Origin of the sequence: Acinetobacter sp. 1566109 (assembly GCF_000582255.1) — a bacterium.
GTDB classification, from domain to species: Bacteria; Pseudomonadota; Gammaproteobacteria; order Pseudomonadales; family Moraxellaceae; genus Acinetobacter; species Acinetobacter nosocomialis.
Window position 1 is genome coordinate 1 of sequence record NZ_JEYB01000031.1, and the last position, 23631, is coordinate 23631.

The window sequence follows — 23631 nt, forward strand, 5'->3', positions numbered from 1 at the left end:
CTACAAAGACAATTTGTTGACCTTTACTCTTTAATCGGAAGCTATGGTGACCCGGTGTATGCCCTTGTGTATTGATTACTTCAAAACCTTGAATGACATCGCCATCTTTAAAAGTCTTGAAAGCTTTTTTCGCTTGATACGGTGCAAGCGCAGCTTTTATATTTTTAACCGTTCCTAAATAGTTTTCTTTTTTATCTGCAGGTACAGTTTTTTCAGAAGCTGGATTTAACCAATAGTCAGCTTCACGTTCATGTGCATAAATAGTTGCATTAGGAAATACAGCTTTTCCATTTTGAGCAATACCACAAACATGGTCTGGATGTAGATGGGTTAATAAAACCGTTTTCACGTTAGCAAGTTGATAGCCTGCCAATTCAAGATTTTTAGCAATTGAACCCAACTGTGGGCCAAAACAACTTGAAGCACCACTATCAACAAGAGTTAAACTTTTACCGTCATCTACCAAGAATGCATTTACCGAAGTTTGAACCCCTTTCTCATTAACAGCGGCGTATTTTGTTAAAATTTTAGTCTTCTCAGCCTGACTCAAATTTTTAAATAACTTAGGGTCTAAATAGATGGTACCGTCAAGTAATGAGGTGATGCGGTAATTACCAAATTGATGCTTATAATATCCCGGTACTTGTTGAGCTGAGGCAGGCTCTGCATAGCTTACATGTAACCCACCCATGACAAGTCCTAATGCTACAAATAATTTTTTCATCTCTTCTTCTCTATCAAGTTATAAAGTCAAAATCTTTAAAAAAGATTTAATATTTTTTTTAAGGGCCGCGATATATAATGCATGAAAAGTGTTAAAAATATAAGTGAATGAATAGTTATTCTCCCTACAAAGGCAAAAGCGGACTAAAGCGCATCTTGAATGCGACAGGTTATTCAATTTCAGGATTTAAAGCAGCTTATAAAAATGAAGCCGCTTTCCGACAAATTGTTTTAATTAATATTGTGCTTATCCCTACTAGCTTTTTTCTAGATGTAACTCGCGGTGAACATGCACTTATGGTGGTTGTGTGTTTATTTGCAATTATTGTAGAACTATTCAATTCTGCGATTGAAGCGGTAGTTGACCGTGTATCACTTGAAAAACACCAACTCTCTAAAAATGCTAAAGATATGGGAAGTGCTGCTCAATTTGTCGCGCTTTCAATTATTGCAGTAACATGGCTTATCATTTTATTAGGTTAAAAAAAACCATGCTTATAAGAGGATAAGCATGGTGTAACAAAAAAGAGGAACTACAGCTACTGTTCCTGACTATAAGTTTAAGAATATCAACTTAACTTTTTCTTAATTTATATAAGAAATAAAAAAATCCCTGCAAATGCAGGGATTTTTTTATTTAGACGTTGATGTTTATTACATCATGCCGCCCATTCCACCCATACCGCCCATGTCTGGAGCAGCTGGTTTGTCTTCAGGAATGTCAGTAATCATACATTCTGTAGTCAACATTAAGCCAGCAACAGAAGCAGCGTGCTCAAGTGCAGAACGAGTTACTTTAGCTGGGTCAAGGATACCCATTTCTAACATATCGCCATATTCACCAGTTGCAGCGTTATAACCGAAGTTACCTTCACCTTTCTTAACTGCATTGATTACTACAGATGGCTCATCACCAGCGTTCGCAACGATTTGACGAAGTGGAGCTTCGATCGCACGACGTAAAATGTTGATACCTGCAGTTTGATCTTCGTTAGCACCTTTTAAGCCTTCAAGCGCATTTACGGCACGTACAAGCGCAACACCACCACCAGCAACAACACCTTCTTCAACTGCTGCACGAGTTGCGTGAAGAGCGTCGTCAACGCGGTCTTTCTTCTCTTTCATTTCAACTTCAGTTGCTGCACCGATTTTAATTACAGCAACACCGCCTGCCAATTTAGCAACGCGTTCTTGTAATTTTTCACGGTCATACTCTGAAGTAGATTCTTCGATTTGAGCACGGATTTGTTGAACACGCTCAGCGATAGCAGCAGCATCACCAGCACCATCAACAATAACTGTATTTTCTTTAGAAACAGTGATTTTGTGCGCTGTACCTAAATCTTGAAGAGTCGCTTGTTCTAAAGACATACCAACTTCTTCAGAAATAACAGTTGCGCCAGTCAAGATCGCGATGTCTTGAAGCATTGCTTTACGGCGGTCACCGAAACCAGGAGCTTTAACAGCACATACCTTGATAATACCGCGCATGTTGTTTACAACAAGAGTTGCAAGCGCTTCACCTTCAACATCTTCAGCGATGATAAGAAGTGGTTTACCAGTTTTAGCAACTGCTTCTAAAACAGAAATCAATTCACGAATGTTGCTGATTTTTTTATCAACAAGAAGGATGAACGGATTTTCAAGTTCAGCAGTCAAAGTATCTTGCTTGTTAGCAAAGTATGGAGAGATATAACCACGGTCAAACTGCATACCTTCTACAACGTCTAATGCGTCTTCAAAGCCAGAGCCTTCTTCTACAGTGATTACGCCTTCTTTACCTACTTTTTCCATCGCTTGAGCGATAAGTTTACCAACAGTAGTATCAGAGTTAGCAGAGATAGAACCCACTTGTTCAATTGCTTTGAAATCATCAGCTGGCTTAGCAATAGAACGGATATTTTCAACTACAGTTTTTACTGCAATGTCGATACCGCGTTTTAAATCCATTGGGTTCATACCAGCAGTTACTGATTTGATACCTTCATTTAAAATTGCTTGAGCAAGTACAGTCGCAGTTGTTGTACCGTCACCAGCGATGTCGTTAGTTTTGCTTGAAACTTCACGTACAAGTTGAGCACCCATGTTTTCAAACTTGTCTTTTAATGAAATTTCTTTAGCAACAGTTACACCGTCTTTAGTGATGTGCGGCGCACCGAAAGAACGGTCGATTACAACGTTACGGCCTTTAGGACCTAAAGTCACTTTAACCGCATCTGCAAGTACGTTTACCCCTGCAATCATTTTTGAGCGAGCTGAATCACCAAATTTTACGTCTTTAGCTGACATATTAAACTCCGAATCTTTTTAAATACTGAATCTGATAATGAATTGAGTTATGGATCGATTAGCCTTCTAATACAGCTAAGATGTCTGACTCTTTCATAATTAAGAGTTCTTCACCGTTTACTTTAACTGTTGTACCTGCATAAGTACCAAATAACACCTTGTCACCAACTTTAACATCCAAAGCACGTACGCCGTTATCAGTGATTTGACCATTACCTACTGCAATTACTTCACCTTGAGATGGCTTTTCAGCAGCAGAACCTGGCAATAAAATACCGCCAGCAGTTTTGGTTTCTTCTTCTACGCGACGAATCACAACGCGATCATGTAATGGACGAATGTTGCTCATAATTAACTCCATCAGACTTAGTCTTTTTGATTAATCGTTATTGCTTTAATCCAGAGCAATAACAAAATATTTAGATGTCACTTTTGTGGGGATGAAAAAAATGGCTTCAAGGGGAAATAAGAAAAATTTTTCTGTTTTTTGAATATTTTTTAAACAATCAAATATTTAATCTCATCTAAGCCAAATCAATCTGTAGTGAATTCAGCCTGCTGTTCATTAAACCAATAATGCTGAATCTTTCCTGTATTTGAAACCGTATTAAAGCTATTTGGATTATGATGATATAAACGAGTAGAAGTTGCTGTACCCGCATGAATATCATAAATAGGATGATCTATTTCCAGATGGTAAATTTGAGTTAAATCATATATAGCCGTTTTATGAAGATGACCATGCAGCATTCCGAATAATCCAGTTGTACTCCACTTCTCTAAGGCGATTTTTCCTAAAACCGGACAATCCTTTATTCCATGCTTATTATCGGGTGGTGTATAAAAAGGTTGATGGAAAACCACTAGCTTTAATTTATCTTTAGGCCCTTTTTGTAAACGCTCATAAGTATCTTGAATTTGTTCAATCGAAATATGACCACGCGTATGGTAACGACGGCGTATGCTATTTACACCAACAATATAAAAATGTTCGGTTTCTAAAGTTGGCTCCAGTTCACCAAAAAAATATCGATAACGAGTAAATGGAGAAAAAAAACGATTCCAGACATGATACAAAGGAATGTCGTGGTTGCCTGGCACCACTAAATAAGGAATATTGAGACTATCTAAATATTGCCGACATTTAAAAAATTGTTCGTATTTGGCACGTTGAGTAATATCTCCACTTACAACAATTACTTCAGGCTGTTGCTGAATACAGAAGTGCCTAATTGCCTCTAAACACTCTTGTTTTTCCGTTCCAAAGTGTAAATCAGACAGATGTAATAACATTCGGCACCATTATATTTAAAGCATTTTTTTCTACAGTGAAATTTAAAGGTGGTTTCATCTCTATGATTTCACCATCTAAAGCAACTGTAAGTTTCGATTTTTTTGCACATTCGACTACAACATGATCTGCACAAAAACTATATACATCTTGGGCATCTTCAACTTTACCTTGAATCCACTGCCAAAGCATATTCAGTAAACTCAGCTTATCACTTTTTGTAATTACAACTCCAGCAACTCGTCCCTGTGCTGCACATTCTGCAATTCTAAGTTTCATATCACATAGTTGTAATTGATTATTCCCAAAGAAAATAAGAGGTGCTTTAACGGGATATTTTTTACCATCTACGGTTATAGATAGCTTCATTGACTTATTTTCTCTTAACAAAACATCTAAAGCTGATGTATAGGCATGTAAAGGAAGCCTTCCTAAATATTTATTGTAGAGTTCGCGCTTTTTGATAAAGAGTGGATATAGTCCTAAACTAGCATTATTTAAATAAATATGATCATTGATTGCTGCTATATGTACTGACCGAGGAATGCCTGTAGCAATCACTTGTGCTGCTTCTAAAAGATCTAGCGGAATATCTAAAACTTTAGCGACATAGTTAAAAGTACCTAAAGGCAAGATTCCCATTGGAATAGAAGTATTCTTAAGTTTAGATGCAACAGCATTTAATGTGCCATCCCCACCAGCTGCAACAACCACCCCTATATTTTCGTTTTGTGAATGCCGATGAATAACATTATTCATCAGATCATCGAACAATGTATTTTCATTTAATTCAAATACTTGTATTTCAAAACCATGTTCAGTAAATACAGTCATCAGTTGCTCATAAACATCTTCATGTTTTGAAGCGTGAAATCCTGATTTTTCGTTATAGATGATCGAAAGAGGTTTCAAGGGCCGCATTTTATTATCGTAAAGTAAGATGTTTATTCTATTTTGTATATAAAATCACCTATTAAAAGTCTCTTTATGTAAATTTTGAATGATCTTCATTTGTTTAATCAATAATAATTCTCAAAAAAAATTTAAGAGTTAATTTATTGATTTTAAATAAAATAACTTAAGTAAATAACACACATATAACATAAAAATATAAAAGCAAAAACCATATAAAATATCATAAGCAAATGATTTTTAAATAAAAACAATCGGAATTCCAAATATCTAATTGTTAGTCTTTAGTCTTATTTTTTTTATGATTTTATGCTTTAATACAGCCACTTTTTTATTTGATCTTTCATTGTACCCCAATGAATAGACTTGTACGTTGTACATATTTTGAATAGGCCTCACCATGACCACAGTGAACGCACCAGAATTCGTTCGTCATCCTAAGCTTATAGCATGGGTTGAAGAAATTGCAAACTTAACCAAACCAGCAAAAATCGAATGGTGTGACGGAAGCGAAGAAGAGTATCAACGTCTAATCGACTTGATGATCGCTAACGGCACCATGCAGAAATTAAACCAAGAAAAACATCCTGGTTCTTATCTTGCAAATTCTGACCCATCTGACGTTGCGCGTGTTGAAGATCGTACTTACATCTGCTCTCAAAATAAAGAAGATGCTGGTGCGACAAACAACTGGGAAGATCCAGCTGTTATGCGTGAAAAATTAAATGGTTTATTTGAAGGTTCAATGAAAGGCCGTACGATGTACGTTGTTCCTTTCTCTATGGGTCCTTTAGGTAGCCATATTGCTCATATCGGTATCGAGTTAACTGATTCTCCTTATGTTGCTGTTAGCATGCGCAAAATGGCACGTATGGGTAAAGCTGTTTATGATGTATTAGGTACAGACGGCGAATTTGTTCCTTGTGTACACACAGTAGGTGCTCCACTTGCTGAAGGTCAAAAAGACGTTGCATGGCCTTGTAACCCAGAGAAATATATCGTTCATTACCCAGAAACTCGTGAAATCTGGTCTTTCGGTTCTGGTTACGGCGGTAACGCATTACTTGGTAAAAAATGTTTAGCTCTTCGTATCGCTTCTGTCATGGGACGCGAACAAGGTTGGTTAGCTGAACACATGCTTATTCTTGGTGTGACTAACCCTCAAGGTGAAAAACACTACATCGCTGCTGCATTCCCATCTGCTTGTGGTAAGACAAACTTTGCAATGTTAATTCCACCAGCAGGTTATGAAGGTTGGAAAATCGAAACTGTAGGTGACGATATTGCTTGGATCAAACCAGGTGAAGACGGGCGTTTATATGCGATTAACCCTGAAGCTGGTTTCTTCGGTGTAGCTCCTGGTACAAATACCAAGACTAACCCGAACTGTATGGCAACACTTCATAAAGATGTTATCTATACAAACGTAGCAGTAACTGAAGATGGTCAAGTATGGTGGGAAGGTCTTTCTAAAGAAGTTCCATCAAACTTAACAAACTGGAAAGGTCAACCTCACGTAAACGGCGAAAAAGCAGCACATCCAAATGCTCGTTTCACTGTTGCAGCTGGTCAATGTCCATCTATCGATGCTGACTGGGAAAACCCAGCAGGTGTTCCAATTTCTGCATTCATCTTCGGTGGTCGTCGTGCAGATACAGTTCCTTTAGTTTCTGAAGCTTTTGACTGGGTTGACGGTGTATATAAAGCGGCAACTATGGGTTCTGAAACTACTGCTGCTGCTGTTGGTCAACAAGGTATCGTTCGTCGTGACCCATTCGCGATGCTTCCATTTGCTGGCTATAACATGGCTGACTACTTTGACCACTGGTTAAGCCTTGGTGCAAAAGTAAGCGAGAAAGCTGAAGCTTCTGGCAACAAATTACCGAAAATCTTCAACGTAAACTGGTTCCGTCGTGATGCTGAAGGCAACTTTGTATGGCCTGGTTTCGGTCAAAACATGCGTGTTCTTGAGTGGATCATTGACCGCTGTGAAGGTCGTGCAAACGCTGTTGAAACACCAATCGGTTTTGTTCCAACATATGAAGACTTGAACTGGAAAGGCACTGAGTTCAGTAAAGAACAATTTGACCTTATCACTACTCAAGATAAAGACCAGTGGGTTACTGAAATTGAAAGCCACACTGAGTTATTCAATAAACTTGGCGAGCGCTTACCAAAAGCATTAAAAGAACGTCAAGCAGCATTACTTGAAGCTGTAAAAACTGGCTTCTAATTGCTAAATATAAAAAAGGCCGCTTTATGCGGCCTTTTTTATTATGCGGCATCATCTTTTAGTCGACGTTCAGATAAGTAAGCTTCTAACACTTTTACCTGTTTTTCATTAAACGCCAAACCTAATTTAGATCTTCGCCAGAGTATGTCTTCTGCAGTATTTGCCCACTCATATTCGCATAAATATTTAACTTCACATTCAAATAAATCATGACCAAAATTTTGCCCCAATTGTTCTATACTATTTCGTTCATGAAGCATGTTCCAAACTCTTGTGCCATATGCATGTGCCCAACGTTTGGCAAGGGATTCTGAAACTCCATTTACACTTAATTGAATCTGGTTGATTAAATCATCTAATGTAGTCCAGTTCTCAGCACCGGGTAATGGTTCATTGGCAGTCCACTCCTCTGCCATTTCACTAAAGAACGGAGACAAATGCTCTAAAGCGGTCTCAGCCAGTTTCCGATAAGTCGTAATCTTGCCACCAAATACCGATAACAATGGTGCCGTTTTATCTTCCGTCTGTAGTGCCAAAGTATAGTCGCGGGTAATTGCCGAAGGGTTATCAGACTCATCATCACATAAAGCACGTACACCTGAGTACTGACTTACAATATCTGCTCGCGTTAACTGGTTTTTAAAATGTGAATTTGTCACTGTCAAAAGGTAATCTATTTCTACATCAGTAATCTCTACCTTTTGTGGATCACCTGTGTATTCCTGATCTGTTGTACCAATGAGGGTATATTTTTCTAAATAAGGAATTGCAAAAACGATCCGTCGGTCTTCGTTTTGCATAATAAAAGCCTTATGACAGTCATATAGCTTTGGCACAACAATATGGCTTCCTTGGATCAATCGGACTTGATAAGGAGATCTTAAATTTAGATTTTCACTAATAATTTCTTCAACCCAAGGACCAGCTGCATTTACTAAAGCTCTTGCACGTATCTGATAAACCTCTGCTCCACTTTGTAGTTCCAAATACCAAAGTTCTTGTTCTTTATAAGCCTTAACACATCGTGTTCGTGTCACGACTTTGGCACCCTGCTCTTTAGCTTGTAGCGCATTTAACACCACAAGACGTGCATCATCTACAGTACAGTCAGAATATTCAAAGCCACGCGTTATCGCTGGTTTTAAGGGACTATCTTCTTTGAAATAAATCAGATTTGAACCTAATAATTTTTCTCGTTTTCCCAAATGATCATAAAAAAATAGGCCCGCTCGAATTAACCATGCAGGACGCAAATGCGGTCTATGAGGCATAATAAAACGCATTGGTGCAATAATATGTGGCGCTTTCGCCAACAACACTTCTCGCTCTGCTAATGCTTCTCTGACTAACCTGAATTCTTTATGTTCTAAATAGCGTAGACCACCATGAATTAATTTACTGCTAGCAGATGAGGTGTGACTGGCTAAATCATCTTTTTCACACAAAAATACCGATAGTCCACGGCCTGCTGCATCGTTGGCAATACCCACTCCATTAATACCGCCACCAATTACAGCAATATCATATACTTTTGAATAATCATTAGTTTGTACTGTCATTTCTCATATTCTTTTTATTGTTGATCTTATAAAAATTAAAACATCAAATTGATGAAACAACAATCAAAAAAGTAGAATAATCAATTTTGAATAAATAAACATTGAGCCGCTAATTAATTACTCTACTTTTAATTTAACTCATTAAAGAACAAATCAATCCTCAGCCCAACTTTGACTGCGTTTCACTGCTTTCAACCAACCCTTATAAATAAACTCAGATTGTTCAGCAGACATTTTGGGTTCAAAAACTTTTTCTATGGCAGATTTATTTCTTAACTCGTGCAGATCTTGCCAGAAACCCGTTGCTAAACCTGCAAGGAAAGCTGCGCCCAAAGCAGTGGTTTCTTTCATTATTGGACGTTCTACAGGGGTTGCTAAAATATCAGACTGAAATTGCATCAAGAAGTTATTTTCCGTTACGCCACCATCAACACGGAGCGTACGAAGTTCTTCTTCTGCATCTTGCTGCATAGCATCTAAAACATCTCGAGTTTGAAAAGCAATGGACTCTAAAGTTGCACGAATAATATGTTCAATACTAGCCCCACGCGTCAGACCAAAAATTGCTCCGCGTGCTGTCGGGTCCCAATACGGTGCCCCCAATCCGGTAAAAGCTGGAACGACATATACACCATTACTGTCTTTTACTCGTGTTGCATAATGCTCAGAATCTTTAGCGTTCTTAATAACCTTTAATTCATCGCGTAACCACTGTACACAAGAGCCACCATTAAACACGGCACCTTCTAAAGCATAATTCACTTCACCGCTTGCACCGCATGCAATAGTGGTCAGTAATCCATGCTCTGAACGAACAATCTTCTTACCTGTGTTCATGAGTAGAAAGCAGCCTGTACCATAGGTATTTTTAGCCTGTCCTGACTCAACACACATTTGACCAAAAAGTGCAGCCTGTTGATCACCCGCGATTCCCGCAATAGGAATACCTACTTCTTGGCCACTAATGGTATGTGTATACCCATAGACCTCAGATGAACTACGTACCGCAGGTAGCATTGCTCTAGGAATATCTAAAGCTTGTAAAAGTTTTTCATCCCATTCAAGCTTTTCGATATCAAACAGCATAGTCCGTGAAGCATTGGTAAAATCAGTGACATGAACAGCGCCATTGGTTAGTTTCCAAATGAGCCACGTATCCACCGTACCAAACAACAACTCTCCTCGCTCAGCACGCTCACGGCTGCCTTCCACGTGATCTAAAATCCATTTAATTTTTGTGGCCGAAAAATATGGATCAATCACTAAGCCTGTGGTTTTACGAATATATTCTTGCCAACCTGCTTTATGCAATTGATTACAAATTTCAGTCGTCTGTCGGCTCTGCCAAACAATCGCATTGTAAATCGGCTTACCTGTTTTTTTATCTCAGACAATGGTGGTTTCTCGCTGGTTTGTAATCCCAATTGCTGCAACTTGCTCACTCTTGATGCCTGCTTGAGCCAAAGCCTCTACCCACACAGCGCTTTGAGTTGCCCAAATTTCCATTGGATCATGTTCAACCCAGCCCGGCTGAGGGTAAATCTGAGTAAACTCTCTTTGAGCAATACTGACAACATTTGCATCATGATCTAAAACAATTGCTCTTGAGCTTGTTGTGCCCTGATCAAAAGCAACAATATATTTCTTTGGGCAATTTGACATCTGAATGTCCCTTTCATTATCCACACACATCTAGTCCACAATGCAAAGACATTATGCCTAACTGTATTTATTTAAAATTTTCTTTGGAATATATCATTATTTTTAAGGGATATAGGTTTTCTTCGCCCAAACATTACTCATTCTTTATCGGTTTTTACTACTTGGGAAAAAATAATATTCTAAAAATCCGAGTAAGCTTATAAAAATGAACTGATCGGCTAATTTGAAATCACATAAATATTCAACTTATTCCTTTGCTTAAATAATAAACATTGTTTTACAGACATAAAAAAAATAAAGTGAAATACTCCTCTAGATAATATGTAAAAACGGAATAAATCTTCTCTTCTATAGCATTCAACCCAAGCGAAACATGGAGCGACTCATGGTTGATCAACCTTCTACCGCAACACCTCCACATTCTAATTTAGATACAAAAACCCGTCTAAAATCAATTTTGGGCGGTTCTGCTGGCAACCTTGTCGAATGGTACGACTGGTATGTATATGCCGCATTTACGCTCTATTTTGCTCATGCTTTTTTCCCAAAAGGGAGCCAAACTGCTCAACTTCTTCAAGCAGCTGCAATTTTTGCAGTAGGCTTCCTTATGCGTCCGATTGGCGCATGGATAATGGGGATTTATTCAGACCGTAAAGGACGTAAAGCTGGCCTTACGCTTTCTGTCACCTTAATGTGTGTTGGCTCTCTACTCATTGCGGTTACCCCTTCCTACGAAAGTATTGGCGTATTTGCACCATTACTTTTGGTTATTGCACGTTTAATTCAAGGCTTAAGTGTAGGTGGTGAATACGGTGCAAGTGCGACATATTTAAGTGAGATGGCTGAAAAGAACCGTCGTGGTTTTTTCTCAAGCTTCCAATATGTCACCTTAATTGCAGGACAACTTACAGCTTTATGTGTACTACTCATCTTGCAAATGGTACTCACCGAGCAGCAATTGCATGACTGGGGATGGCGTATTCCCTTTTTCATTGGTGCACTTTTAGCAATTGTGGTATTCCGTATTCGCCGTGGGCTATTAGAAACACAATCTTTTAAAAATGCTCAAACAGAGACAGATCAGCCAAAATCAGGAATGTTTGCTTTATTTAAGCATTATCCTAAAGAAGCTTTTACAGTATTGTTCTTAACTGCTGGTGGTACACTCGCTTTTTATACTTACACCACCTATCTACAAAAATATTTAGTCAATACATCTGGTTTTACCAAACCTGAAGCGACTCAAATTACTACTTTAGCATTATTTATTTTTATGTGTTTACAGCCATTGGCGGGGGCATTATCAGATCGAATTGGGCGTAAACCACTGATGATTTTCTTCGGGGTAACAGGTGTTTTATTCACATATATTTTATTTGATGCTCTCGCAAACACGCATAACTACTGGACTGCATTCTGGTTATGCTTTGGGGGCCTGATCATGGTGACTGGCTACACTTCAATTAATGCTGTCGTGAAAGCTGAACTTTTCCCAGCACATATTCGTGCTTTGGGCGTAGCTCTCCCTTATGCAATTGCAAACACTTTATTTGGAGGAACAGCCGAATTCTTCGCATTAAGTTTTAAAGAAGCTGGTCATGAATCTTGGTATTTCATTTATGTCAGTATTATGATTTTCATTTCATTGCTGATTTATATCTTTATGAAAGACACCAAACATCATTCAAAAATCAAAGAACATTAATATTTTTATTAGAGCTAATATCATGAGCCGATGTTAGCTCTAAACTAGTGAATAACCACAAACAACGCTTCTATTTTATGAGATACTGCGTATAAGAAAATAAGGACGATACTGATGAATAAAAGTATTTTATGTTTGGCATTAAGTAGTATGTTTATTTTAACTGCTTGTCAGACTACGCCTCGACAATATAATGGTTCAACTGGCTATCAGATTGAAAACCAAACTAAAACTTCAGCGACTCTAGCTTATACTTTAGCTGGCCGTAGTAACCAGCAACTTGATGAGCGCAAATTACAACGTGCTTGTCAGAATGTGTTAGGTGCCCAGAAAGTTTATAAATTATCAATTTTAAGCATCAACGAAATTCCTAATCCAGCTAAAGATGAGCATTATGGAATTCAACTCGGTGAAACTCGCGCGTCTTTTGGCTTATCAAATACACCTAGCTTAAATAATGGTGAAGATTATGCGACACGCCAAGCACTTGAAGCACGCCCAAGTACATTGAAAGTTGTTCGTTATACTTGTTCATAACATAAAAAAGACGCTGTTCTTTTACAGCGTCTTATAAAAACTTACATTTCTAAATTCTTTTGCTTCATCCAAATCTGGCCACGTTGTCGCACTTCTTTCTTCAATTTTTTCATATTTTGGATGACTAAAATTTTTAACACGGCTATCGGCTACCCATACTTCTGGTGCAAATTTTAAAAATTCGTCTAAGAAAAAGCGGTTACATTGGTCATATAACACATCAGCAGCGAGTAAAACATCAACCTGCTCAGCTTTATATAAATCATCCAGATATTCGAGCTCTACATCATTAAGTAAAGCATTTTCACGGCAAGCATTTAGACTAACCTGATCAATATCACAGCAGATTACGCGTTTTGCTCCTGCCATTTTCGCAGCAATTGCCACTACACCAGAACCTGCTCCGAAATCTAACACCACTTTATCTTTAACATGGTGCGGCTCTGCAAGTATCCACTGAGCCATCGCCAAACCTGATGCCCAACAGAAAATCCAATACGGCGTGTCATTCCAGATACGGCGAATAACTTCGTCATCTAAACGATCAGTTGGAAAAACTGGAGGAATCAACCATAAAGAAATTGGAGTTTCTGGCAACTGTTGTGCCATTAATTCACAATGAGGAATGACTTCATGTAGGGCTTGAAGTAAATGTTCAGGGGCTTTAGACAGTTGAAAGGTGCAGCTCATAAATAAGCTCAACAATTTACAATTACTATTTGATACGCGTTAACGTCATCCGCAATTGTTCGAGGTAGGACTACATTAAACTAAAATGTTTCTGCGACTCATCTATAGCTAACCAGTAGCTGACGAGTTTTGCGGATGACAAATGGTTTTGGTTACTTTTCCCGAAAGAAAAGTAACATACGAGCTCCTAACATTTGCGTTAAACGGTAGGACGCCGTCGTGAATAAATTAAATTAACCTAAAGCTTTTTCAGCAGCTTCTACAGTTTGGCGAATCAAAGTAGTAATGGTCATTGGACCAACACCACCCGGTACTGGTGTATAAGCAGAAGCAATTTCTTCAATACCTTGTAATTGAATATCGCCTACACCGCCTCCATCACGTGGGTGGAAACCAGCATCTACAACAACTGCACCCTGTTTAATCCAGTCTTTTTGAATAAGTTCAGCTTTACCTACAGCACCAACAATAATGTCAGCCTGTTTCACAAGCTCAGGTAAGTTTTGTGTACGTGAATGACAAATCGTTACTGTTGCATTTGCTTGTAACAACATCATTGCCATTGGTTTACCTAAAATTGCTGAACGGCCAACCACAACCGCGTGTTTACCAGCAATTTCGATGTTGTTTTCTTTAAGAATTGTCATGATACCCGCAGGAGTTGCTGAACCATATGCAGCCTCACCCATCGCCATACGGCCAAAACCAAGGCAAGTTACACCATCTACATCTTTTGCTAATGAGATCGCATCAAAACACGCACGCTCATCAATTTGTGCAGGAACTGGATGTTGTAAAAGAATACCGTGAACATCTGGATTGGCATTAAGCTTTTCGATTTCAGCTAATAATTGTTCTGTTGTGGTTTCTTGTGGTAATTCGATTTTTAATGAATCCATACCTACTCGACGGCAGGCATTTCCTTTCATACGTACATAAGTTGCAGAAGCACCATCATCTCCAACCAAAATAGTCGCTAAAATCGGGGTACGACCTGTTTTTGCTTTCAAAGCTTCAACACGTACCAACAAATTTTCTTCAATTTGCTTTGCTAATGCACGACCGTCTAAAACCAATGCCACAGCACATCTCCAAGGTAGACATGAATTTAATGTGCCAATAATACATGATAATTTCGACAATTTTATTCTAGATGTTGTTTTTATGTGCATCTTCGCTCAAAACAGTATTGTTTTTTTTGTAAAGGTTGCTAATATGTGCATCACCAAATGTAGGCGGGGTGGCAGAGTGGTCATGCAGCGGACTGCAACTCCGTGGACGCCGGTTCGATTCCGACCTCCGCCTCCAAATTTGGTAAAGCCCGGGTGGTGAAATAGGTAGACACAGGGGATTTAAAATCCCCCGCCCTCAAAGCGTGCCGGTTCGAGTCCGGCCCCGGGCACCATCTTCAAGTACTGAATATGGTGTCATAAAGAATCCAGCGTAAGCTGGTTTTTTTATGCCTAAAAAAAGGGTTACCTCAGCAACCCTCTACTTTTCTATAGTTTCAAGCAGTCTTTTGATCTTGTTTTAACGGCATCAAATTTAGATCCAATACAATATCGTTTTGTCGGCTTGAATCTATCTGATATTCGGTATTTTTAATTGAATCTACAAATCTCCACTCAGAATGAACTTGTGCCTGATCTAGAGTAACCAATAAGTATCCTCGTTGATTTAAATTACAGTAGGCCAATTCATCAATTAATGTAGTAAAAGCAAATTCAAACTGTTGCAGTTGAGCCAGTGGAATACTTAAATATTTTTCTAAACCTGGAGACGATACAGAACTAGTCGCCAATTCAACTCCAATATACTTTCCTTTCTGGCTATATAAATAAGATGCCCATGCGTTATGAGTATCCCCCGCTAACACAATGATCTTTTTATTAAACTCTGCCAATTTGTCATATACAAACTCTCTCTCAGCATAGTAACCATCCCAAGCATCTAAATTGTATGGTGCCACCGTCATAATTCTTGCTTTTTCTTGAGCTGTTAATGTTGGATCATTTTGTTGCAAACGAAGTTTTAAAGTAACCAACTCGGTGATTTGTGTATTCATTTTAGCAAGTGTTTCAGGCGAAGTTCCCCCTGAAGTAATTTGCCCTAAAGATGCCAATAGCTCAGCTGGAATCCACATTTTACTCATCAAGACTTGCTGCCCAACAACATTCCATGTAGCTGTAGATTGCTTTAATTTATCGACCAGCCAATCTCTTTGCGTATAACCCATTAAAGTACGCGCTGGATTAGTTAAATCTGCCTGAAATTTGGCAATATCCAAACCAGAGGCTGTCATATAGTCTTTGTATTCAAGCTGCTTATCACGCGCAATAATACGCGTATCTAGCATGGTTAATTGGACAAGTGAACCAAAGTTAAACTGACGATAAATATTTAAATGGTCAGAACTAGAGACTGGGCGAATTGGCATCCATTCAAAATAAGCTTGTAGAGCAGCTAATTTTCTATCTGAAAAAGACCCTTCATCGCTTTGATGATTTTCCGCACCCTCACGCCAAGCATCATTCGCTAGTTCGTGATCATCCCAAATTACAATAAAAGGATGACGCTGATGAGCAGCTTGCAAATCTTTATCCTGACGATAAAGTGCATAACGTTTGCGATAATCCTCTAATTTAATAATTTCTTTATTATTATCAGCAGGTAGCATACGCCCAAGCTTTATCGCATCTTCCGCCGCATAACCATCTGCACCATATTCATAGATATAGTCCCCCAAATGGATAATGACATCGACATTCTGTTTAGCCATTTCCCGATAGACATAAAAGTAACCCGCAGGATAATTCGAGCAAGAACATACTGCAAAGCTCACTTTATTCGTAGAAGTTGGTAATGTTTTCGTCTGTCCTACTGGTGAGACTTTACTACCAAATTTAAAACGGTAGTAGTACACCGTATCTGCTTGTAACCCAGCTGCATCAACTTTCACTGTAAAGTCATCAGTCTTGCTTGTTTCAACCATTCCCGTCTTTAAATTTTGTTTAAACTGATTATCGGTTGAAATTTCCCATACAACTTTTAAGCGCACCCCAGAGTCTGTCGGTGTTACTCGTGTCCACAAAATAACTTTATCTTGTAGTGGGTCCCCGCTTGCGACACCATGAAGAAAATCTGCTTGTATTTCTGGACTTTCATCATCTGAGCCATCGTTACAACCTGTAAAAGCAATAGGTATAGATAAAGCCCCAAAACCGAATAGACTTTTTTGAATTAATTCTCGGCGTGAAATTTTCTCTGACATAAAATTCTCTAAGTTTTAAGCAATGAGTGCCTTAAACTTAAGTACATAACATGAACAGCTGATCTCAGTTTGATGAACAAATCATGACAAAAATTGGTTAATTTATATAAATACCGATAAGAACTGATTGAAAATAAAGCAAACTCTCCGATTTTCTCTTGCCAATCGCGCACTTGTCCTCTATTATTGCGCACATGCCCGGGTGGTGAAATAGGTAGACACAGGGGATTTAAAATCCCCCGCCCTCAAAGCGTGCCGGTTCGAGTCCGGCCCCGGGCACCATTTTCAACTATTGAATTTGGTGCTACAATGAATCCAGCGTAAGCTGGTTTTTTTATGCCTAATGAAAATGATCCCATGATAAGAATATTAATATTTATATCCTCTCTACTCTTTATACCTTCTATAAATGCTGGAGATATTTTTAACGGCACTATCCTATTTAAAAATAAATATTGGCATTTTATACGCTGCTCTATCACTCAAGATGACTATTTAATTGAAGCTTCTCAAGATGTGATTACTCAATTAAAAGCATTACAGCAGAAAGAGAAAAAATATTGGGTAAGCTTATTAGCAGATGTCAAAGTACAGCAGAATGGAAATTTAATATTGGAAGTTGAGAAAATAGATGAAGTTCATTTAGGGTCTTCATGTCATTTATTAGATGCACTTGAAAGCTTTGAAAATCGAGAGTAATTACCACTCTCGATTCATAACCAGCTCTTCCATTTCAAGATCTAAAAATCCTGCATCTTGCACCACCATCATCATTGCCTCCGCAATATAATCAGCAGCACTATCATCAAGCGATGAATCTAGATCTTCAAACTGGGGTTTCATTTCATTAATTTCACTTATAGTCTGATGAGCATATCGATAAACATCTTGATCAGCTAAAGCAGGCTTTTGAACTTTTTTAGCAAATTGTTCAATGAGCTGCTTAAGTTCAGCGACCAAAATATCTGGATAATATTCATCATCAAACATCGGGAGAAGTAGGTCTTCGAACATACAAAAGATTACACAACAGCAAAAACTTGCCGCTTATAACATATTTTCACAAAAATCACGAGATTTTTACCCGACTCACTCATCCACTTTATTTAAGACACCCATACCCTAGTCTATTTATACAAGGGAATTTCAAGCTTGTTGCATAGCTTGCCAAACCGAGATAGCGTCATGCATTGCTTTTACATCATGTGCTCTGACAATGGATGCTCCTTGTTGAATACTAAGCAAATGCCCAGTAACACTTCCGACAGCACGTTGATCAGCGGCAGCACCTTTTAAAGCTTCCCCGATAAACCGTTTACGAGAAAGACCAGATAAAATTGGATAGCCCAATTCATTAAGTTTCCAAAATTCTTTTAATAGTTTTAAATTTTGCTGAGCATTTTTTGCAAAACCAAATCCGGGGTCAACAATAATGTTGTGCTTTTTTACCCCAACAGCCAAAGCCTCATCAATACGTTGTTGCAACTCTTGCATCACATCAAGTGTTACATCAGCGTATTGATCCAACTGATTCATTGTGGTTGGCTCACCACGCATATGCATAATCACCACAGGGATATCTAGCTCTACAGCGGTTTTTAAAGCATTAGGACGTGTTAAGGCGCGAACATCATTCCAGATATGTGCGCCTACTGCTTTTGCTGCGCGAATAACTTCTGGCTGGCTCGTGTCGATCGATAAAATAATATTATGATGAGATAAAGCTTCCACAACAGGTACCACACGGCGCACCTCTTCTTCTACTGCAACTTCTGAGGCACCAGGTCTGGTAGATTCTCCCCCAATATCAATAATAGTCGCACCTTGCTCAATCATACTCAGTGCATAATCAACCGCTTGGTCTAATTGGTTATGCTTACCGCCATCACTAAAAGAATCTGGGGTAACATTTAAGATACCCATGACATGAGGCTGAGATAAATCTAATTGAAGCTGTCCACACTGTAAAATCTGCTTAGGTAAAGAAATTAACTGCATAAAAAGCTCCGGTTCGAAATCAGCAGCTATTTTAACAAGTATGCTTTACATGCTGTCGATTTCTTTCAGCTTTATCGAAATTTAAGACAAATAAAAAAGCCACATGATTGTGGCTTTTTTATTAATTAACTTAATTCATTGCTGGTAATGGCGGTGGAGTAGATGGACCATCTTTTGGTGGTTCAAACGCAGATACCGGATTTTCAGCAATATAAACTTTAGGTGGTTGAGGCTCACGACCCTCCATGATGTCACGGATTTGATCGCGATCAATAGTTTCCCATTCCATCAAAGCTTTAACCATTGCATGTGCGATATCTTTATTATTTTCCAAGATATCACGAGCAACTTTATACTGTTCATCTAAAATACGGCGTACTTCCTGATCAACTTGCTGTTGAGTAGCTTCAGAAATTGTACGGCTACCTACGTTACCGAAGAATCCATTTTGGTTTTCATCTTCGTAAACCATAACACCCATTTTGTCAGACATACCGTACTTCGTTACCATCGCACGAGCCATTTTTGTAGCACGTTCGAAGTCATTTGAAGCACCAGTCGATTGTTGCTGAATGAAAACTTCTTCAGCAATACGTCCACCAAACAAAATTGCAATTTCATTCAACATTTTGTCTTTATAGTGGCTAATCTGATCTTGTTCAGGTAACTGCCAAGTTACACCTAAAGCCCAACCACGCGGCATAATTGTTACCTTATGCACAGGGTCAGTACCCGGTAAAATCTCAGCAACAATTGCATGTCCAGCTTCATGGTAAGCAGTTGCACGACGCTCTTCTTCACGTAAAACCATTGATTTACGTTCAGGACCCATATAGATCTTGTCTTTTGCATCTTCAAAGTCATGCATATCGACAGTGTTCTTATTACGGCGAGCAGCAAACAAAGCAGCTTCATTTACAAGGTTTGCCAGCTGAGCACCAGAGAAACCAGGGGTACCACGAGATAAAACTTTAACATCTACACCAGTAACTGAAGGCAATTTTTTCAAATGCACATTCAGTATTTGTTCACGACCACGGATGTCAGGTAAACCAACCATAACTTGACGGTCGAAACGTCCTGGACGTAATAATGCTTTATCCAATACGTCAACACGGTTAGTCGCAGCAATAACGATTACGCCTTCATTACCTTCAAAACCATCCATCTCTACGAGCATTTGGTTCAAGGTTTGCTCACGCTCATCATGTCCACCACCTGTACCCGAACCACGGTGACGGCCTACTGCATCAATCTCATCGATAAAAATGATACATGGTGCATGACGTTTTGCTTGTTCAAACATGTCACGGACACGGGACGCACCCACACCCACAAACATTTCAACAAAGTCAGAACCAGAAATGCTAAAGAATGGAACTTTTGCTTCACCAGCAATTGCTTTGGCTAATAACGTTTTACCAGTACCTGGAGGACCAACCATAAGTACACCACGTGGAATCGTAGCGCCCAAGCGTTTGAATTTTGCAGGATCTTTTAAGAAATCTACAATTTCCACAACTTCTTGTTTGGCTTCATCACAACCAGCAACGTCAGCAAAAGTCACTTTGATTTGGTCTTCTGAAAGCATTTTCGCTTTCGATTTACCAAAACTCATCGGACCATTTTTACCGCCTGCACCACCACCCATGTTACGCATAAAGAACATAAATAACAGAATGATTAACAGTACAGGGAAACTAGCAATGAGAAGTTGCATCAAAATGCCTTGACGTTGTGGTGCTGTGCCCTCTACAACAACATTTTGCTTGTTTAAGCTTGGCATAAGTTCAGTGTCTTCAACTTGCGGACGAACAGTTTCAAACTGAGATCCGTTAGTTTTTTCACCACTAATATTTAAACCGTCAATCGTGACTTGCTTAATTTGGCCAGCATTCACCGCTGCAACAAAATCTGAATATTTCATTGCAGTAGGCTTATTGCGGTCACTGATATTACTGAAAATTAAAATCAGAACACCCAGTATTATTAGCCACAATACGGCATTCTTGAAGTAATCGCTCAAAGCTTTATTCCCATATCGATCTAATTTGATCATGCCCAATCTTGGCCGATCGTCTTAAAAACAGCAATTGTCTTGCTTGCGGATAACCTAAAAGATACAAAATGCACAATTTTTAGGAGCTTGGCAAGTAAACTTTATTGCAATGCTTTCTTACGCCCTTGTCCAACCAAAAAAACTTCTTTAGATCGTGCCCGAGAAGCTGCTGGTTTTGCTGTTTTTAACACATCAAAACTATCAACGACTTGTTTACGAAACTCATCAAATCCTGCGCCTTGGAACACTTTAACAACAAACTGTCCATTTGGACCCAAGACTTTCTGAGCAAAGTCTAAAGCAAGTTCACACAAGTAAATCTGTCGAGGTTGATCAACAGCCCTATTACCTGATGTATTGGGGGCCATATCAGAAATTACAATGTCTACTTGTCTTCCGTTTAAAATATTTAACAATTTTTCAAATACAGCTTCTTCTCTGAAGTCGCCTTGTAAGAAAGTGACATCCGGCAAAGCATCCATAGGTAAAATATCGGAAGCAATAACTAAACCCTTGCTACCAACAAGTTTCCCAGCAATTTGCGACCAACTCCCAGGAGCTGCTCCCAAATCAACCACTGTCATGCCTGGCTTGATCAACTTATATTTTTCTTGAATTTCAAGAAGTTTATAGGCTGCTCGTGCACGATATCCTTCCTTTTGTGCTTTTTTTACAAAAGGATCGTCTAGATGTTCCCTCATCCACGCACGACTACTTTTAGACAATTTTTGGTTTGTGATGCGTGTTGCCATAACTCACTAAATATCAAAAAAACTTCTGATTGCTCATTGTACGTGAAAATTACTCTCATTACAGTACGGATGTAACGTAATCTCAATAACTTTTACAGTTTTTTTCCAATAATGTTGATCGATTATTTATACAGTTTTTCGTACATTTGATTTTAAGTTTTTTGCTATACTAAGTCGTTTTTAAAATCAGGTATTTTTAATGGCCGCTTTATCTATTCATGAACGTAAACGTTTACGTCAAATTGGTCACGTGCTTAATCCGGTTGTCATGATTGGTGGACAAGGCTTAACAGATGCTGTAATCGAAGAAACGCTTCGTGCTTTAAATGATCATGAACTCATCAAAGTAAAAATTGCTGGTGAAGACCGTGAAGCTCGCGCAGCTGTAATTGATGCAATTGTAGAAGCAACTGGCGCTGAAGCTGTGCAGAAAATTGGTAAAATCGTTTTACTCTACAAAAAAGCAGCTAAGCAAAACCAACACTTATCTAACCTCGTTCGTCACGCTCACTTAGCAAACTAACTTATTGACTACTTATGGCAAGTTACGAACTTTCAGCTTTTGATCGTTTTCATGCTGTTTCTGTTGTTGGCGCAATTGAACAGCAAGCCCCGCATACATTAAATGTGGGTTTTTGGATTCGTGATCCAAACCAACTTATTATCTGGCCCCAAGAAGTCGCGGCTCATCCTCGTCAAGATTTTTTGTGGGAAGATACTTGTTTTGAAATTTTTATCGGCGTGCATGATGAAGATTTCTACCGGGAAATTAACCTTTCCCCTTCTCAAGCATGGCAGACCTACCAGTTTGAAGAATATCGATATCCAGAAAGCATGCCTCCCCTCGTTGCTTACGATATCGAACTAAATCATCTCAAGCGTACCCATTATGGTTTAAATGTAAGTCTTGATTTAGGTCAGTTTATGCAACAGCACCGTTTGAAATGGGCAAACCTTTATTTAGGTTTAACTGCTGTTTTAAAAACAAAAGATGGTATGCAGTACTATGCAATGCAGCATAGTGGCAAAAATGCTGATTTTCACAATAAACGTGATTGGCTGCATCAGTTTTAAAAAAATAAAAAAGCGAGAAATTAATTCTCGCTTTTTTATTGAATTTTATTCTTCAATTCTTAGTGATCTCTTGCTTTGTTCCAAGCCTCAACCGCATTATTTTTAGTGCGTTTTAAACTTTCACTTAAAGAATCTTTATGTTTTAAAGAAATTTGACTAATGTCACCCTTAAGTTCTTTAGTCACTTTCGTTAAATCTTCAATTAATGCATTAATTTCAGCTTTTAATGTATTTTTCAGTTCATTTAGTCCTTCTTGAGAAGTATTGAACTGAGCTTTAATCACATCAAGACGTTGTAAAATATCTTGTTTAATCTGAGCAAACTGGTTTTGAATATTCTGATTCAATTCTTGAGTTTCAGCCTCAATTTTTTCTTCAGTCTCGGTAATTACAGCTTTAACTTGTTCTTGAGTTTCTGCAATAGCTTCTTTAACTTGCGAAGTTGCTTCATGAGCGACTTCTTTCACCTGTTCTGTTTTTTCAGCTACAACTTCTTTTACCTGTGTTGCTTTTGTACTCACTGCTTTTTTAGCTCGAGTTGTTGTTTTCGCTACAGCTTCTTTTGCTTCAGTTACTTCGGCTTTAACCGTCTCTGCTACAGACGAAGCATTCTCAGCTATATCTTTTGAAACTTGATTATTGCTCATGCTATTTCCTCATATTGTTTATTTTTTAGCTAGTATTACAATAAGTGGAATTGGCTTATTTCAGGCACCAGATTGTTAGACAATTTGCTAAAAGTATCAATTTCAGACAAGCGGATGAGTTTTTTTGCAAAAAGCAAGCAAGGAATTATATTTTTTAATCGAAAATAAATAGACTTTTTAGGGTTCCATGCGTATAATGCGCTGTTAAGTTACAAGCGGGCAGACCGAT

Annotated in this window: 21 protein-coding genes, 3 tRNA genes and 1 pseudogene; 10 read left to right on the forward strand and 15 right to left on the reverse strand. The window is 38.5% G+C overall.

Going from position 1 to position 23631, the window contains the following annotated elements:
* Positions 1-724, reverse strand: a 724-nt coding sequence (locus tag J582_RS17185) for an MBL fold metallo-hydrolase (protein ID WP_050674846.1), incomplete at its 3' end; no start/stop codon positions are given.
* Between the two features lie 107 nt (positions 725-831).
* On the opposite strand from J582_RS17185, the gene J582_RS17190 reads away from it, so the two are divergent.
* Positions 832-1206, forward strand: a complete 375-nt coding sequence (locus tag J582_RS17190; protein ID WP_004707370.1) for a diacylglycerol kinase — start codon at positions 832-834, stop codon at positions 1204-1206.
* A gap of 171 nt (positions 1207-1377) precedes the next feature.
* Here the strand turns inward: J582_RS17190 and groL are convergent, their stop codons facing one another.
* The 4 genes from groL to J582_RS17210 all read right to left on the reverse strand — a co-directional run bounded on the left by groL (position 1378) and on the right by J582_RS17210 (position 5224).
* A complete protein-coding gene (gene groL, locus J582_RS17195; RefSeq protein WP_002048605.1) occupies positions 1378-3012 on the reverse strand; it encodes a chaperonin GroEL in 1635 nt (544 codons plus the stop codon).
* 58 nt (positions 3013-3070) lie between these two features.
* Entirely contained in the window at positions 3071-3361 is a 291-nt protein-coding gene (locus J582_RS17200) for a co-chaperone GroES (RefSeq protein WP_000065579.1), read from the reverse strand.
* Between the two features lie 185 nt (positions 3362-3546).
* Positions 3547-4305, reverse strand: coding sequence for a metallophosphoesterase family protein (locus tag J582_RS17205; RefSeq protein ID WP_002048510.1), 759 nt, complete (start codon positions 4303-4305; stop codon positions 3547-3549).
* Complete coding sequence (locus tag J582_RS17210) at positions 4286-5224, reverse strand: diacylglycerol/lipid kinase family protein (protein ID WP_032048293.1); 939 nt, start codon at positions 5222-5224, stop codon at positions 4286-4288. Before J582_RS17210 ends, J582_RS17205 begins: the two co-directional genes overlap by 20 nt.
* Before the next feature lie 391 nt (positions 5225-5615).
* Here J582_RS17210 and J582_RS17215 point away from each other — a divergent pair, with 391 nt between their 5' ends.
* Positions 5616-7448, forward strand: coding sequence for a phosphoenolpyruvate carboxykinase (GTP) (locus tag J582_RS17215; protein ID WP_004707365.1), 1833 nt, complete (start codon positions 5616-5618; stop codon positions 7446-7448).
* A gap of 41 nt (positions 7449-7489) precedes the next feature.
* Here the strand turns inward: J582_RS17215 and glpD are convergent, their stop codons facing one another.
* Complete coding sequence (gene glpD / locus J582_RS17220) at positions 7490-9007, reverse strand: glycerol-3-phosphate dehydrogenase (protein WP_031982944.1); 1518 nt, start codon at positions 9005-9007, stop codon at positions 7490-7492.
* Between the two features lie 153 nt (positions 9008-9160).
* Positions 9161-10669: pseudogene (gene glpK / locus J582_RS0104920) on the reverse strand (glycerol kinase GlpK).
* 373 nt (positions 10670-11042) lie between these two features.
* Here glpK and J582_RS17225 point away from each other — a divergent pair.
* Positions 11043-12374, forward strand: coding sequence for an MFS transporter (locus tag J582_RS17225; protein WP_080593569.1), 1332 nt, complete (start codon positions 11043-11045; stop codon positions 12372-12374).
* Between the two features lie 114 nt (positions 12375-12488).
* Complete coding sequence (locus J582_RS17230) at positions 12489-12911, forward strand: hypothetical protein (RefSeq protein ID WP_001043188.1); 423 nt, start codon at positions 12489-12491, stop codon at positions 12909-12911.
* A 21-nt stretch (positions 12912-12932) separates the two neighbouring features.
* Here J582_RS17230 and J582_RS17235 read toward each other — a convergent pair whose 3' ends face one another.
* Together J582_RS17235 and folD are read right to left on the reverse strand one after the other, a co-directional pair.
* Positions 12933-13601 (reverse strand): class I SAM-dependent methyltransferase, encoded by a 669-nt coding sequence (locus J582_RS17235; RefSeq protein WP_001278008.1) that lies wholly within the window; start codon positions 13599-13601, stop codon positions 12933-12935.
* A 233-nt stretch (positions 13602-13834) separates the two neighbouring features.
* Positions 13835-14683, reverse strand: a complete 849-nt coding sequence (folD, locus tag J582_RS17240) for a bifunctional methylenetetrahydrofolate dehydrogenase/methenyltetrahydrofolate cyclohydrolase FolD (RefSeq protein WP_001229846.1) — start codon at positions 14681-14683, stop codon at positions 13835-13837.
* 152 nt (positions 14684-14835) lie between these two features.
* On the opposite strand from folD, the gene J582_RS17245 reads away from it, so the two are divergent.
* Both J582_RS17245 and J582_RS17250 read left to right on the forward strand, forming a co-directional pair.
* Positions 14836-14909, forward strand: a tRNA-Cys gene (locus tag J582_RS17245).
* An 11-nt stretch (positions 14910-14920) separates the two neighbouring features.
* Positions 14921-15006: transfer RNA gene (locus J582_RS17250), tRNA-Leu, on the forward strand.
* 102 nt (positions 15007-15108) lie between these two features.
* On the opposite strand, the gene J582_RS17255 is transcribed toward J582_RS17250, so the two are convergent.
* Positions 15109-16872: an alkaline phosphatase D family protein gene (locus J582_RS17255; RefSeq protein WP_031982945.1), complete on the reverse strand. Its 1764-nt coding sequence runs from the start codon at positions 16870-16872 to the stop codon at positions 15109-15111.
* A gap of 196 nt (positions 16873-17068) precedes the next feature.
* On the opposite strand from J582_RS17255, the gene J582_RS17260 reads away from it, so the two are divergent.
* Together J582_RS17260 and J582_RS17265 are read left to right on the forward strand one after the other, a co-directional pair.
* A tRNA-Leu gene (locus J582_RS17260) sits at positions 17069-17154 on the forward strand.
* A 75-nt stretch (positions 17155-17229) separates the two neighbouring features.
* Positions 17230-17571: a hypothetical protein gene (locus tag J582_RS17265; protein ID WP_200004095.1), complete on the forward strand. Its 342-nt coding sequence runs from the start codon at positions 17230-17232 to the stop codon at positions 17569-17571.
* Here the strand turns inward: J582_RS17265 and J582_RS17270 are convergent, their stop codons facing one another.
* From J582_RS17270 to rlmE, 4 genes are all read right to left on the reverse strand, one after another.
* Positions 17572-17886 (reverse strand): DUF5713 family protein, encoded by a 315-nt coding sequence (locus J582_RS17270; RefSeq protein WP_004707350.1) that lies wholly within the window; start codon positions 17884-17886, stop codon positions 17572-17574. It lies immediately after the preceding gene.
* A gap of 132 nt (positions 17887-18018) precedes the next feature.
* Positions 18019-18870 carry a dihydropteroate synthase gene (gene folP / locus J582_RS17275; protein ID WP_031982949.1) on the reverse strand — a complete coding sequence of 284 codons (852 nt, stop codon included), beginning with the start codon at positions 18868-18870 and terminating at the stop codon, positions 18019-18021.
* Between the two features lie 130 nt (positions 18871-19000).
* Positions 19001-20896, reverse strand: coding sequence for an ATP-dependent zinc metalloprotease FtsH (gene ftsH, locus J582_RS17280; RefSeq protein ID WP_001286662.1), 1896 nt, complete (start codon positions 20894-20896; stop codon positions 19001-19003).
* 134 nt (positions 20897-21030) lie between these two features.
* On the reverse strand, positions 21031-21681 hold the full coding sequence (gene rlmE, locus J582_RS17285; protein WP_000235573.1) for a 23S rRNA (uridine(2552)-2'-O)-methyltransferase RlmE: 651 nt from the start codon (positions 21679-21681) through the stop codon (positions 21031-21033).
* 199 nt (positions 21682-21880) lie between these two features.
* Between rlmE and yhbY the strand changes: the two genes are divergently transcribed.
* Positions 21881-22204 carry a ribosome assembly RNA-binding protein YhbY gene (yhbY, locus tag J582_RS17290; RefSeq protein WP_000729551.1) on the forward strand — a complete coding sequence of 108 codons (324 nt, stop codon included), beginning with the start codon at positions 21881-21883 and terminating at the stop codon, positions 22202-22204.
* 14 nt (positions 22205-22218) lie between these two features.
* Complete coding sequence (locus J582_RS17295) at positions 22219-22755, forward strand: DOMON-like domain-containing protein (RefSeq protein ID WP_004707346.1); 537 nt, start codon at positions 22219-22221, stop codon at positions 22753-22755.
* 59 nt (positions 22756-22814) lie between these two features.
* Here J582_RS17295 and J582_RS17300 read toward each other — a convergent pair whose 3' ends face one another.
* Entirely contained in the window at positions 22815-23402 is a 588-nt protein-coding gene (locus tag J582_RS17300) for a flagellar basal body-associated protein FliL (protein ID WP_002048572.1), read from the reverse strand.
* Positions 23403-23631: the final 229 nt, after the last annotated feature.